The organism is Crenothrix sp., from assembly GCF_043729335.1.
Taxonomy (GTDB): Bacteria; Pseudomonadota; Gammaproteobacteria; order Methylococcales; family Methylomonadaceae; genus Crenothrix.
Map to the genome: position 1 here is coordinate 1 of NZ_JAYTLQ010000015.1, position 14040 is coordinate 14040.

The window sequence follows — 14040 nt, forward strand, 5'->3', positions numbered from 1 at the left end:
CACTTAAGGCGGGACACGGTGCAAGGCTTAACCGTTCGGCCTGAGCCTGTCGAAGGGTGGGCGGTTAAGCCGATCATGGTTCGACAAGCTCACCACGAACGGCTTAACCTGAAACTATCCCACCTTAAGTGGATAGCCATAAACCATGAGTAAAATAATCATTGTGTGCTATCCATAAGATGCTTTATCGCGGCGGCACTTAATCCAGTTACCGCTACAATAACGTCAATACTGGCACCTTGCTGTATTAGTTTTAAGGCTATTGTTTTTGTTGTTTGTTCTATTCCTTTCTCGACTCCTGCTGCCTCACCTTCATGATAACCGTCACCAAACGAGGACTCGAACATGCTGGCCTGGTAATGCAAGTCATCCTTATAATGTTCATAGGCTTTCTGTTCGTCTTCGGGCAGCTTCATAATACTGAGCTTTTCTTCTGCTTCCTTTAAGCCTTTTGCGGTGAAACTTTCCTTGATTTCTTCATTTTTTAAAAAGTAAATCCATTCATCCAGCGTATCTTTGGCAATGTCGTTAAAACGGTTTATTTTTATCAGGTAATATTCCGGATAGAGTGACTCTATGCTGTCTTTTTTAAAGAGTTGCTTTTGTTTGTCGTTAAGTTCCAATAAATCATGATTATGTAGCCCTATAAAACGCGTGGTGCCTTTGTAGATGTAATCTGTTCCACTACCCAGATCAAAATACAAAATGTTTATTGAAATAACTTTGGTTATGCTTGCATAAGATTCATTTTCCTTTATGTGTTCTATAGCCGTCTTTGAAACCCCATAAAATATGCGCTGCAAGTAGTCATACTCTCGATCATATTGTATTTCTATAATAATTATTTCTTGTTTGTGGTTGCGTACTTTAAGATCAACACGATTAAACTTATCAAGCTTATAGTCTTTATTACCCTCACTTTCCAGCACATCCAGAATGGTAATGTCCTCCTTAAGCAATTCGGTTAAAAACCCTTCCAGTATGCCGAAGTTGGCTTTACTGCGTAGCAAACGCTTTATTGCCCAGTCAAAAGTGATTAGCTTTCTTTTTTTATTCATAACTTACCTTATTAGTAAAGACGGCCAAAGAGTAAGGTTAATTTGTTTTAGGCGACATAACCAATTTGTGGCTTAAGATCAGGATCATTTTGAGTAACAACTTTACCTGTCGGCAATTCGAAAACAATATCAGCGCTTCGAATAGTCGATAAGCGATGAGCAATCAAAATAATAGTCACCTTATGGCTAAGTGATTCAATCGCCGCCATCACTTCTTGCTCGGTAGTGTTATCCAAAGCACTCGTTGCTTCATCAAAAACAATAACCGAAGCCTGTTTATATAAAGCCCGCGCAATACCAATACGCTGGCGCTGGCCTCCACTCAAACGCGTACCGCGCTCCCCCACCTTATTTTGGTAACCATTTGGAAGCGTCTCTATAAAATCGGCAATCTGCGCCAAACGAGCCGCATCACATACCCTGTCCATATCAATTTGGTCAATCGGCACACCAAAAGCAATATTTTCAGCAAGCGTAGTATCACTTAAATAAATATGCTGCGGCACGTGAGCGATAGTCGCCTGCCAATTACGCATGTTGGTTGCATTAAGGCTCACACCGTCCACTTTAATATGGCCTTTTTGTGCCTGTAAAAGCCCTAAAATAAGATCAGCCGTCGTACTCTTTCCACTTCCCGTACTCCCCACAAAAGCTACCGTGGTATTAGCCGGTATAACCAGGTTAAGGTCTTGCAATATCCATTTTTGCGCGGATTCCTCATAACTAAACCATACCTTTTCAAAACTTAAGGTTTTTTTAAATAACAGCGGTTTACGCTCAATAGATTCAGGTTCAACCATCGGCCGCGACAGTCCAGTTATCACTTTCCAAAGCGAGGCTTGGTTATTGCGCATACCCGCCAGTGATACAAAGCATTGCTGCAAGGCAGGTAGCAGGCGGTTTGCACCCACGGCAAGGGTTCCAAGCAGTGGCAAAATACCATCAAGCCCTGTGGAATCGCGTGACATTGCAACAGCCAATCCTGCAATCGACATCATGGCGATGGGTTCTATCAGAAACCTGGGTGATACTGCAATTAATGAGTTGCTGGTTTTAGCCTGCAACGCTTCGCGATTAACAGACCGGTATATTTTGTCAAAAACAGGCTGTGAGCCATCTATTAATACATCACGAATACCGCCTAATCCCTCTTGAATAGCCTTAACTGATTTGGCATCCAGCTCAGAAATCAACTTGCCATTGCGCACCAATGTAGCATGGCTGTACATCATAATCAGGCCATAAGCGCCGCCAACCAAGGTTGCGCCACCCAATGCCACCCAAGGATTTATCACAATTAAAGTAATCGCTATGGCAATAACCACCAGGGTATTGGTAACAAAATAAAATGCACTGGGCAAAAGACCCACGCTGACATTGTTTGCATCAGCCATGCTGAGTGAAATAATATCACTGCTGCTATTGCGGATGTGAAAGCTATAAGGCTGGTATAAGGTACGTCGGTACACTTCTGCCGATAAATCGCTACCTATAATTGCTGAATAGCGATATTGAATACGAACCGCCAGCAAACGAAATAAATTGGAAACGACAAAGGCAATAGCGAATAAACCTGCCATCCAGGTAATTAAATCTTTAGCGTTTTCAATATGCAACAACACCAGCCAAGGCAACAGGATTGGATTAGCCAATAGCTGCGGTGCATTGGCCAGCGCACCTAAAAAAGGTATCACAGCACCCAAACTAACAACCTCTGATATGGCGGCCAAAATTTGTACAAAAAGCATTATCCACACCCTGCGTTTATGCGAGGCGGGTAAGAGTTTATACAGCGCTTTAAGCCCTGCTATAAGCTGAGTTTGATTTGAATTTGTAGGCATGGATATTATTTTTTCATCACGGACAAGAAAAACACGTTACCAGAAAAATGGGGCTCAATGCGTGCATTCATAAATTTGGTCATATCTCGATCTAGTGATTTAATCAAATTACTGCCCTGAAATTCAGTATCACCCATTATCATAATCATTCTATACCTCTTGCTTTATTAATCATGGCTGTTGTTGACTGACAATCAACAAACTGCAAAATTTTTACTTCGCCACCCGATTTAATTACGCAGTCGCCACCCGCAACTTGTTCTAGGCTGTAATCACCACCTTTAACTATTACATCGGGTAATAACCGACAATACAAACGCTCTGGTGTTTGTTCATTGAAGGCTACCACCCAGTCCACACATGCCAAAGCCGCTAACACGGTCATGCGTTCTTGTAAGCCATTAATAGGCCGACTTTCGCCTTTTAATTGTTTAACAGATTGATCAGAATTAACCGCAACTATTAAGCGATCACCCAGTGCTTTAGCCTGCTCCAAGTAAGTAACATGGCCTGCGTGCAGTAAATCAAAACAGCCATTAGTCATAATAATGCGCTCACCGTTAGCTTTTGCTATCGTGAGCAATACGTCTAATTCGTCTTCTGAAACGACACCGTATTTTGAATCACGTTCACCGTGCATCGCTCTGGTTAATTCCTGCACCGAAACCGTTGCAGTCCCCAGCTTGCCGACTACAACACCTGCTGCTAATAAGCTGAGATGCATTGCATCAGATAAAGGCAAATTAACGGCAACACCCAATGCCATTACTGCAATGACTGTATCACCTGCACCAGTAACATCAAATACATCCTTAGCCTGAGCGGGCATAGAATGGGTTTGAGCTTCTTGTATGAGTGTCATACCGGCTTCGCTACGTGTTAACAAGAGAGTGTCAATCTGGTAGTGCTTTAATAATGCCTGACCTTTAGCAAGCAAATCTTCTTCGTCGTCACAAGCGCCAACAACTGCCTGAAATTCCGATAAGTTAGGTGTGATTACATCGGCTTTAGCATAATGTTGGTAATCACTACTTTTAGGATCAACCAATACTTTAACGTCGGCTTGCTTGGCATAATCAATATAAGTCGCAACATCCACTAATGTACCTTTGTTATAGTCTGAAAACACTACCGCCTGACTACCTGGTAAATAACGTAACAATCGGGTTAATAAATCATCTTTATTAAAACTTAGCGGCGTATCTTCAAAATCCATCCGGATTAATTGCTGATGCTGTGCCATAACCCGTAATTTACAAATGCTCCGAGTATTTTTTTCAACAACGAAATCACAGACCACACCAGCAGCCTGTAATAAGTTGCTGATGATTTGACCTTCTGCATCATCACCAATAACTCCTAATAAGGTTACTTTGCCGCCTAATTTGGCAATATTAAGGGCGACATTACCGGCACCGCCGATGCTATCATCAATAGTTTTAATTCGGACTATCGGTACGGGTGCTTCAGGCGAGATACGCGCCACTTGACCAGACCAATAACGATCCAACATCACATCACCCACCACAACAACTCTTACATTTGAAAAGTCAGGTACAGCTGCCAGCACTGAGCGCCTCCTCAATTTCACCACACCACCAATGCCCAATCAAAATATGCGCTTCTTGAATGCGTGCCGTTACAAAGGAAGGCACAATAACTGCAAGCGTTGTTTGTTGTATTAAGATACCACCGTCATTTCCACTCAGCCCAATGACTGCCATGCCTTTTGTTTTAGCTGCTATGGCAGCATTTAAAATATTTTCACTATTACCAGAAGTAGAAATAGCAATCAGACAATCTTTTTCATTGCCGATAGCGTGTATTTGCCTAGAAAATACCGTGGCAAAATCATAATCATTAGCATGAGCAGTCAAGATAGAAGTGTCTGTAGTTAAGGCAATAGCGGCAAAACCAAGTCTGTTTTTTTTATACCGCACTACCAATTCTGCGGCAATATGTTGACAATCAGCTGCACTACCCCCATTGCCACATAACAATATTTTTCCACCTTGACGTAAGGTGTTAATGAGCAATTCCGCAGCAGCTTCGATTACTTCAGCGCAGCTTCTTAAGTGTTCTATCATATCTTGATGCTCGTTTAATTCAGACATAAATGTCTTCAAAATAATATCCTTATTCAAGTTTATAAGAATGTTGGCTACCCACTTAAGGCGGGACACGGTGCAAGGCTTAACCGTTCGGCCTGAGCCTGTCGAAGGGTGGGCGGTTAAGCCGATCATGGTTCGGCAAGCTCACCACGAACGGCTTAACCTGAAACTGTCCCACCTTCAGTGGATAGCCAGAATGTTTAACTCATTATCATTAAGGTTTTTGTTTATTACTTCAATCAACCTCAACCTTAAATAATCATTCCCAAACAAATTCATTCTAAAAATCGTATCCGTCACATCAATGATTTCCGATGTGAGCCGATTAGCTACAATCACATCAGAAAAACCGCTTAAATTGCGCTAAATCATTACCACCCCTGAATTGTAAAGCGCCGCTTACGAATAACTTCCGTTAGGCATTCTTGTTTTTTCAAGTGGTAGTAATTTCAACTAATCCAAGAACTTACCCAGCTAAGTAGTCGTTCAAAAGTTTTTTAACACCAAATGCTCCTGGTTCTTGGGTCGTGAGCCATAAAATATTAAACGACTTTTGAACGACTATTTAAACTGTAAAAATAATAGATAACTCAAATCATAATTTTAACGTTATTAATTACATTTATTGTCAAATTTATCAATGCTACACATAAATAAAACCCTGAGTTTATATGTAAAAATAACAGACATCCGCATTAGAGGATTTACACAATTAACTTACGAAATCCACGAAAATTTAATAGGAAAACCCTTTTAAATCATCGAAAGCTTACTTATTTAAAAATGCAGCAATTATTAAGCCACATTATCAAAAAATATTACAAATTGTAGTATTATTGAGCTATCCGGCTTCCTAACCAGACAATAATTAAACTTAATAACGTTATGTCTGGCGAAAATGTGCAAAAATCTATCCGTAAGCTCACAACAAAGCAGTTAGTATAGTGATCCATGACAGAGCCATGCAATATGTGTAAATTAATACGTACACTACTGGTTTATTTGCTACAAATTTACACTGTTATGTAGTTTTATAAGCGGGTCAAATGAGATGAACAAAACTGTATCTTTAAAAAAATACGGGTGGGTGATTCAGCCTTTATCTGCATCAAACAAATAATAGAAATACAGCAAACTACAAGCATAAAAAAAGCCCTTCGAAAATCGTAAGGGCTTTGATTCTAATGGTGGGGTGTGAGAGGCTCGAACTCTCGACCTATGGATTAAGAGTCCACTGCTCTACCAACTGAGCTAACACCCCAAAAATCCTATCTACTGCTAATTGTAAGGGGTTTTAACAAAAAATCCAAATATAAGCTGTAATTGGTACTGATTTGTAGCACAGTACCCACCGAATCCTGAAGATGATTGAAGAGCTATCGACACAAGTTATTATCAGTGTTGGCAGCCATTTAGATACACAATGTGTATCTAAATGACGTATGATGGTTGTAATTAAAAACAGAGGTGACTATGTCCTATAATTTAATAAAGACAGAAACTGAAACCCAGGCCGTTAATCTACGGGTTCGTAGTGATATCCGTAGTTTGATTGACCGGGCGGCCAAGGCGCAAGGCAAAACGCGCTCGGATTTTATGATTGATGCGGCTCGCCGTGCTGCCGAGGATACTTTACTTGACCAAGCGTTAGTGCGCGTTGACCAAAAAACTTACGCTTATTTTCTTGAAATTCTGGACACGCCGCCGAATAACGCAGGCTTTGAGCGCTTAATGGCAGCTCCGACGCCTTGGAAATCGTAGTGATATCAGAACCGGTCTTATTGTCAGCCGATCATGACCTTTTGCACTTTAGCAGTGGTGTAGAGAGTTTAGATGACTGGCTTAAACGGCGGACATTGCCCAATCAAATCAGCGGTGCATCCCGCACTTATGTTGTCGCTGAAGCCAAAAAAGTGGTGGGTTATTATTGCCTGGCTTCTGGGGCGCTGGCCTTAAATCACACGCCCTCTGGCATTCGACGTAATATGCCCGATCCTGTGCCGGTGGCAATTTTAGGCCGACTTGCGCTGGATCAATCTTGGCAGGGTAAAGGGCTTGGTGTTGCTTTACTGCAAGATGCGGTATTACGCACGTCGCAAGCGGCAGATATTGTGGGCATACGGGGTTTGTTGGTTCATGCGCTGTCGGAGCAGGCCAAAGTATTTTACGAGCATCACGGTTTTGCCGCTTCACCGACACAGCCAATGACATTGATTTTGTCACTTAAGCGGATGTCGTTATGAAGTTATTGCAAGAAGCGCATTTATACAATGCCGCTTATTATTGCTTTACAAGAAATACATAAACGACGATACATCCATGCCAGCCATTGAATTTGAAGCGACGACTTTTTAACACACCCGTCGTATTCCCGATTATGTGCCCGACGGCGTTTCGCTTCGGGTGTTATTAAGCGTCGATAATAAAAAAACCGACTTTAACATACAAAAAAACCCCGCTAAGCCATGCAACTTGCGGGGTTTTAGAACTGCTAAGATCGGCCTGAAATAGACTTAATCTTATAAGCTGTAATACATATCAAATTCAACCGGATGTGTACTCATACGCAAGCGAGTCACTTCCTGCATTTTCAATTCAATGTAACCGTCGATTACATCATCAGTGAAAACACCGCCGCGCGTTAAAAACTCACGGTCATTGTCCAATGCGTCCAATGCTTGGTCAAATGAATGGCAAACTTGTGGAATGGCTTTGGCTTCTTCAGCAGGTAAATCATACAAGTCTTTATCCATAGCATCGCCAGGATGGATTTTGTTTTGAATGCCGTCCAAACCTGCCATCATCATGGCTGCAAATGCCAAATAAGGGTTTGCAGTTGAGTCAGGGAAACGTACTTCTATACGGCGGCCTTTTGGGTTTTTAACAAAAGGAATACGGATAGATGCAGAACGGTTACGTGCAGAATAAGCCAGCATAACAGGCGCTTCAAAGCCTGGAACCAAACGCTTGTAGCTGTTGGTTGAAGCGTTGGTGAAAGCATTAAGAGCTTTAGCGTGCTTGATAATACCGCCGATGTAGTACAAGGCAGTTTCTGACAAACCACCGTACAAATCACCGGTAAACAGGTTTGTGCCACCTTTAAACAACGATTGATGTACGTGCATACCACTACCATTATCGCCAACCATAGGTTTAGGCATAAAGGTGGCTGTCTTGCCGTAAGCATGGGCAATGTTGGCTACAACGTATTTCAGGCCCAACACTTCGTCAGCTTTTTTGACCAGTGTGTTGAACTTAACGCCGATTTCACATTGTCCGGCTGTTGCAACTTCGTGATGATGCACTTCAGTGACCATACCCATTTCTTCCAGTGTGGAACACATGGAAGAGCGCATATCCTGGAATGAATCAACAGGGGGTACGGGAAAATAACCGCCTTTAACACCAGGGCGATGACCGATGTTGCCATCCGCATACACTTTTTCTGAGTTCCAGCCCGCTTCTTCAGAATCAATCTTGAAGAAAGAACCACTCATGTCGCTGCCCCAGCGAATGTCATCAAAAATAAAGAATTCGTTTTCTGGGCCAAAATAAGCCGTGTCGGCAATGCCGGTAGACTGCAAATATTTTTCGGCGCGTTTAGCCAATGAACGCGGATCGCGCTCGTAGCCTTGCATATTTTTAGGTTCAATAATATCGCAACGCAAAATTAAGGTGTTGTCATCGTAAAAAGGATCGATAACAGCAGTGTCTGGATCGGGCATTAGGATCATGTCTGATTCGTTAATATGTTTCCAGCCGGCAATAGATGAGCCGTCAAACATATTACCGTCTTCAAAGGTATCTTCATCAATACTGTGCGCAGGGAAAGTAACGTGCTGCTCTTTACCACGCGTATCGCAAAAACGAAAATCGACATACTTGATGTCATTTTCCTGAATCATTTTCATTACATTTGCTACTGACATTTTATGTTGTCTCCTAGGATGTTGTAAGGTCTGTGTGTTATGCCAAACCTAGTAACGATACCATTTTTTTTAATCATTTGGCCACTAAAAAAATAGGGTCTCTAAAAACGTGTCTTTCATTGATTAGTGCAAGGCGTTTGAACAACACTTTTACATCCAAAAGGATGTATCGACAGGCGTAATGCAGCATTAAAACTCTAAAAATCTGCTTTTAAGCGATATTGTCCGCACCTTAGTTAACTACCAAAGGTGAAAATCGTTTAGGGAAATATCTTTAGATGGAAAACAATGAAGATTGGCGCGCCCGAGCGGATTCGAACCTCTGACCTCAGCCTCCGGAGGGCTGCGCTCTATCCAGCTGAGCTACGGGCGCGTAGCCGTGCATTTTAACCGATAGCCACAATAATTACGACAACATTGTTTTTAAGTTAGCCAGATTTGCCTTGCCGCGCTCTTTAATCACTTCGGGTGACAACTTTTTTTTGTTGACCCATTCCAAATCATCGGCGGGTAATTCATTTAAAAACCGACTGGGTTCACATTCGCTGATTTCGCCGTAGCGTTTGCGGTGCGTGCAATAACTGAATGTTAAGGTACGCTGGGCGCGGGTAATGCCCACATAAGCCAAGCGCCGTTCTTCTTCAATATTATCGGTATCTATGCTGTTTTGGTGCGGTAAAATATTTTCTTCCATACCAATTAAGAATACATGCGGAAACTCCAATCCCTTGGCCGCATGTAATGTCATCAAGCTGACCTGATCACTGGCCTCTTCTTCCTGATTGCGCTCCAATATGTCCATCAGCATCATTTTGGAGACCAGTTCCGCCAACGTCTTTTCGCCGCTGGTATCTTTGTCAGCAATACGTTTGAGCCAGTCCACCAACTCGGTGACATTTTTCATTTTACGCTCGGCAGATTCCTTGGTTTTGCTGTTTTCCCGCAGCCATTGCGGGTAATCGATTTGCCGGATCATCTCGTCAATCACGCCAAAGGTATCGCCGCGTTCTATGCGGTCAGCGGTATCAACCACCCAGCCGGTAAATTTTCCAAGCCGCTGTATGGATTTTTCTGATAGCTTTTGCGTTAAGCCTAACTCGGTACTGGCAGCAAATAAACTAACCTGACGCTGATTGGCATACGCGCCCAGCTTTTCCAGTGTGGTCGGGCCAATTTCTCGTCTGGGTGTGTTGATAATGCGCAAAAACGCCGCATCATCATCGTGATTAACGCACAGGCGCAAGTAACCCAGAATATCCTTAATCTCCGAGTAGGCAAAAAACGAGGTGCTGCCACTGATAAAATACGGAATATTATTTTCTCTAAGGCCTTTCTCAAATAAGCGCGACTGGTGATTGCCCCGATATAAAATCGCATAATCTTTGTAATTGCCGCCGGTTTTAAATTTATGGTGAATAATTTCCGAAATAACTTGTTGCGTCTCGGTGACTTCATCTTTATGGCTTAAAACCTTGAGTGCATCGCCATAACCCAGTTCACTCCACAAACGTTTTTCAATGGTATGGGGATTGTTGGCAATTAAATGGTTAGCCACTTTAAGAATACGTCCGGTGGAACGATAATTTTGTTCAAGCTTAATAACCTCAAGGCGCGGGTAATCTGTTTGCAATTGCGACAGATTTTGCGGCGATGCACCCCGCCAAGCGTAAATGGATTGATCATCATCGCCCACCACCGTAAAACGCCCTAAACTACCCGCGAGTAGTTTTACCAGCTGATATTGGGTGATGTTGGTATCTTGATATTCATCAACTAACAGATAGCGGATTTTATTTTGCCATTTTTCCAGCACTGCTGGGTATTGCTGAAACAGCAGCACAGGCAGCAAGATTAAATCGTCAAAATCGACAGCGTTATAGGCTTTTAAACTGCGAGTGTAATCCACATAAAGATTGGCAGCGGCATATTGATGCGCATCCGCCATAAGCAGTGACTGCTCTGGGGTGACAAAAGCATTTTTCCACTGGCCAATCTGGCCCGCATAGCTATCAAGTTGATCAATATCACAATCCTTTGCGCCGTGAGTAATCAGGTTACGCAGCAATGTATGTTTATCTTGCTCATCAAACAAGGTAATGCCGGATTTATAACCCAGTATTTTAGATTCAGCACGCAAAATATCCAGCCCTAAAGAATGGAACGTAGATACCCGCAGTCCGCGACTGTTGCTGCTATCGAGCAACTTGGAAACACGGTGTTTCATTTCCCGTGCGGCTTTATTGGTAAACGTAACCGCAGCAATGTGGCGTGCCGCTATGCCCTGCTTAACCAGATAAGCAATTTTTTCGGTGATGACACGCGTTTTGCCACTGCCCGCACCAGCCAGTACCAACAAGGGATGATCGATTGCTTTAACAGCAGCGTTTTGCTGGGAGTTGAGCTTAGCCATATAGCATTGTAAACATGTCTCGCGATAATGGAGAATAGAGAAAAAGATATTGGAGATTGCCATCAGAACAGTCGTGATCTGCCTGCCAATATATTGGACTATAATAACCGATCAAGGTGACTTATGAGCCGCGTAATCGTGATTGTTTTTGGAAAGGCAATCCTTCATCTAATGAAAACCTACACCAGTAACATTACACTTTATCCTACCTCCTAGGTAACCCAACTTTTAAACAACGGCTCTGCCGCTCAACTTGCAATGCCCTTGAGAGAACAAAAATTAGCATCTCATAATGATATGTTATAACATATCAAATAAACCCCTAAAGCTTTAAACACTCTTAATATCTTCCGCTTATGAACAAATTTATTGCAACTTTTTTGCTGTCATCCACTGCGCTGACAACCCTTGCTAACGCTGATGACAACACTGTTCAAGAACTCGAAGAAGTCGTTGTTACTAGCGATGCCTTAAAACACGCCACCTCAAAGCTGGCCGAACCGGTCACGGTATTGTCAGGCGAAGAATTACGTACCAAAGTCGGCCAAACCATTGGCGATACTTTGCAGAATGAACCCGGCATCAGCAATCAATCATTTGGCGGTGGCGTAGGGTTGCCGGTTATTCGCGGGCAATCTGGGCCGCGGGTGCGGGTCATGCAAAACAGTCTGGGCAATAACGATGTCTCCTCTTTAAGCCCGGATCATGCCAACGGTGTTGACCCCATTATTGCCGAACGTATTGAAGTGTTGCGCGGACCATCCACTTTGCTGTATGGCACTGGCGCTATCGGCGGTATTGTTAACGTGATTGATAATCGCATTCCCGAACAAATCCCCGGCAAAATTATCGGCGGCGCAGCTGAACAGCGTTATGATTCGGCAACTAACGAAACAGCCAGCGCACTTAAAGTGGAAGGCGGCAAAGATAAAATCGCTTACCACATTGACGGCTTTTACCGCGACCAGGATAACACCCACATTGGCGGAAACGCTATTGATGAAGCGGCTGCACGCCAACAAAACCCCAGCCTGCCACAAAATTTACAAAACCCAGATGGCGTTATCAACAACACCCAAGCACGATCACGCGGCGGATCTTTAGGCTTATCTTATGTCAACGATCTGGGTTTAGTGGGCGCTGCTATCAACAGTTTAGAAAAAAAGTATGGCATTCCACCCGATGGCCGTCCGCGTGAAGCGCCGGTAACGGTTAATTTAACGCAAACCAAATACGATTTTAAAGCACAACTGAACAAACCTTTTGCTTTCGCCGAAGCCATTCGCATGAAATTTGGCTACACCGACTACAAGCACGTTGAGATGGAAGGCAATATCGCTGGCACCACTTTTTTGAATAAATCTTATGAAAGTCGGTTGGAACTGGAACATCAACCTATTGGCATTGTTAAAGGCACGACGGGGTTTCAATCAACCCACAGCCAATTTACCGGGCTTGATGAGGGCGGATCAATTGTACCCACATCCGACATCGAAGCTTACGCGCTGTTTGATGCCGAATCTTTCACAGTGGATGATATTACCTACCAACTAGCTGGCCGTGCAGAATGGCAAAGCATTACACCCACAGATAAGGCAATTGATGGGGTCAGTTTTATACCCGTTAGCGGCTCGACCTCAGCCTTATGGAAGATAACCGACCAACATCAGTTAAGCATGGGATTTACCCATTCACAACGTGCGCCGCAGATTCAGGAATTATTTACCCGGGGTTTCCATGATGCCACGCACAGTTATGAACGCGGCAATGCTGGCCTTAATAAAGAAATTTCCAATAACTTAGATTTGGGTTATCAATTTAATAGCAGCTGGATGAGCGCCGACATTAATTTATTTCATAATTGGGTGGGTGATTACATTTATCAGCAACGCTCCGCCACCGAGTTGTTTAATGGCAATCCGGTACTTGATACCCAGCAAGCCGCCGCCACCTTTAAAGGCTTTGAAGTGCAAACTATTTTTCCGCTCATGCAAAATACTTATGGTGCGCTAGATTTGACCTTGTTTGGTGATTATACCCGTGGCACGTTTGATAACGGCGACGATGTGCCTAGAATGCCGCCATTACGTTACGGTTTTCAGTTGAGTTATGAGAAGGACGATTTTGCCAGCAATCTGCGCTTTACCCGCGCCGAAGCCCAAAATAATGCAGGTTTAAACGAAACCAACACCCAAGCTTATTTATTGCTAAATCTGCAAGCGCAATACCGTCTGGCCAGTTTTCACGATACTGAAGTACTATTTTTTGCTAAAGGTAAAAATTTGCTTAACGAAAATATCCGCAATTCCACATCCTATTTGCGTAATTTTGCGCCCGAACCCGGTCGTAGTGCCGAATTAGGTATACGCATTAGTTATTGAAGCGCTGTTTTAAAATGTAAAAAAATCAACGTAACTGGGTAAACTTAGGCCGCAAAATAAACTGACATCAATCGTGGATGGGCTTTTGTTCTACAAAGTTTCCAACATCACTTTCTTGTTGTTTTATATAAACAAGATTTGAGATAACTCCTGAAAACCTTAGGTACACTGTGGTTGCAAAATTCCAACAATCTAAGCAGAATGATATTAGCATTCCCTTTACATACCTAAATTACACTCCTGCAATTTTAACAGTAGCTTTTATGTAATCGGCAATACCTCCAAAAAACAACAGCTTACACATTTTAAA

10 protein-coding genes and 2 tRNA genes are annotated in these 14040 nt (G+C 42.9%); 3 read left to right on the forward strand and 9 right to left on the reverse strand.

The genetic code is table 11. The features are described from left to right. Window positions 1-158 precede the first annotated feature (158 nt). The 6 genes from ACHZC4_RS04390 to ACHZC4_RS04415 all read right to left on the reverse strand — a co-directional run bounded on the left by ACHZC4_RS04390 (window position 159) and on the right by ACHZC4_RS04415 (window position 6271). Entirely contained in the window at window positions 159-1058 is a 900-nt protein-coding gene (locus ACHZC4_RS04390; protein WP_394752607.1) for an Rpn family recombination-promoting nuclease/putative transposase, read from the reverse strand. A 47-nt stretch (window positions 1059-1105) separates the two neighbouring features. Continuing rightward, window positions 1106-2806: an ABC transporter ATP-binding protein gene (locus ACHZC4_RS04395; protein ID WP_394752608.1), complete on the reverse strand. Its 1701-nt coding sequence runs from the start codon at window positions 2804-2806 to the stop codon at window positions 1106-1108. 98 nt (window positions 2807-2904) lie between these two features. Further along, on the reverse strand, window positions 2905-3048 hold the full coding sequence (locus tag ACHZC4_RS04400; RefSeq protein WP_394752609.1) for a hypothetical protein: 144 nt from the start codon (window positions 3046-3048) through the stop codon (window positions 2905-2907). Continuing rightward, window positions 3045-4469: a bifunctional D-glycero-beta-D-manno-heptose-7-phosphate kinase/D-glycero-beta-D-manno-heptose 1-phosphate adenylyltransferase HldE gene (hldE, locus tag ACHZC4_RS04405; protein ID WP_394752610.1), complete on the reverse strand. Its 1425-nt coding sequence runs from the start codon at window positions 4467-4469 to the stop codon at window positions 3045-3047. The genes ACHZC4_RS04400 and hldE overlap by 4 nt, the downstream gene beginning before the upstream one ends. After that, a complete protein-coding gene (locus ACHZC4_RS04410; protein ID WP_394752611.1) occupies window positions 4450-5013 on the reverse strand; it encodes an SIS domain-containing protein in 564 nt (187 codons plus the stop codon). Before ACHZC4_RS04410 ends, hldE begins: the two co-directional genes overlap by 20 nt. A 1182-nt stretch (window positions 5014-6195) precedes the next feature. Further along, window positions 6196-6271: transfer RNA gene (locus tag ACHZC4_RS04415), tRNA-Lys, on the reverse strand. Between the two features lie 212 nt (window positions 6272-6483). Between ACHZC4_RS04415 and ACHZC4_RS04420 the strand changes: the two genes are divergently transcribed. Both ACHZC4_RS04420 and ACHZC4_RS04425 read left to right on the forward strand, forming a co-directional pair. After that, window positions 6484-6771 carry a DUF1778 domain-containing protein gene (locus tag ACHZC4_RS04420; protein ID WP_394752612.1) on the forward strand — a complete coding sequence of 96 codons (288 nt, stop codon included), beginning with the start codon at window positions 6484-6486 and terminating at the stop codon, window positions 6769-6771. After that, window positions 6771-7253, forward strand: a complete 483-nt coding sequence (locus ACHZC4_RS04425; protein WP_394752613.1) for a GNAT family N-acetyltransferase — start codon at window positions 6771-6773, stop codon at window positions 7251-7253. Before ACHZC4_RS04420 ends, ACHZC4_RS04425 begins: the two co-directional genes overlap by 1 nt. A 276-nt stretch (window positions 7254-7529) precedes the next feature. On the opposite strand, the gene glnA is transcribed toward ACHZC4_RS04425, so the two are convergent. The 3 genes from glnA to rep all read right to left on the reverse strand — a co-directional run bounded on the left by glnA (window position 7530) and on the right by rep (window position 11349). Beyond that, the gene (gene glnA / locus ACHZC4_RS04430; protein WP_394752614.1) at window positions 7530-8939 is read right to left on the reverse strand and encodes a glutamate--ammonia ligase; all 1410 of its coding nucleotides are present in this window, start codon (window positions 8937-8939) and stop codon (window positions 7530-7532) included. Window positions 8940-9235: 296 nt separating this feature from the next. Next, window positions 9236-9312: transfer RNA gene (locus tag ACHZC4_RS04435), tRNA-Arg, on the reverse strand. A 33-nt stretch (window positions 9313-9345) separates the two neighbouring features. After that, entirely contained in the window at window positions 9346-11349 is a 2004-nt protein-coding gene (gene rep, locus ACHZC4_RS04440; protein ID WP_394752615.1) for a DNA helicase Rep, read from the reverse strand. Between the two features lie 356 nt (window positions 11350-11705). Here rep and ACHZC4_RS04445 point away from each other — a divergent pair, with 356 nt between their 5' ends. After that, window positions 11706-13730: a TonB-dependent receptor gene (locus tag ACHZC4_RS04445; RefSeq protein ID WP_394752616.1), complete on the forward strand. Its 2025-nt coding sequence runs from the start codon at window positions 11706-11708 to the stop codon at window positions 13728-13730. The last annotated feature ends 310 nt before the right edge of the window (window positions 13731-14040 follow it).

Coding starts and splice junctions, on each gene's coding strand:
- ACHZC4_RS04390 (WP_394752607.1), bottom strand. CDS start 1,058: ATGAATAAAAAAAGAAAGCTAATCACTTTTGACTGGGCAATAAAGCGT.
- ACHZC4_RS04395 (WP_394752608.1), bottom strand. CDS start 2,806: ATGCTTTTTGTACAAATTTTGGCCGCCATATCAGAGGTTGTTAGTTTG.
- ACHZC4_RS04400 (WP_394752609.1), bottom strand. CDS start 3,048: ATGATTATGATAATGGGTGATACTGAATTTCAGGGCAGTAATTTGATT.
- ACHZC4_RS04410 (WP_394752611.1), bottom strand. CDS start 5,013: ATGTCTGAATTAAACGAGCATCAAGATATGATAGAACACTTAAGAAGC.
- ACHZC4_RS04420 (WP_394752612.1), top strand. CDS start 6,484: ATGTCCTATAATTTAATAAAGACAGAAACTGAAACCCAGGCCGTTAAT.
- glnA (WP_394752614.1), bottom strand. CDS start 8,939: ATGTCAGTAGCAAATGTAATGAAAATGATTCAGGAAAATGACATCAAG.
- rep (WP_394752615.1), bottom strand. CDS start 11,349: ATGGCTAAGCTCAACTCCCAGCAAAACGCTGCTGTTAAAGCAATCGAT.
- ACHZC4_RS04445 (WP_394752616.1), top strand. CDS start 11,706: ATGAACAAATTTATTGCAACTTTTTTGCTGTCATCCACTGCGCTGACA.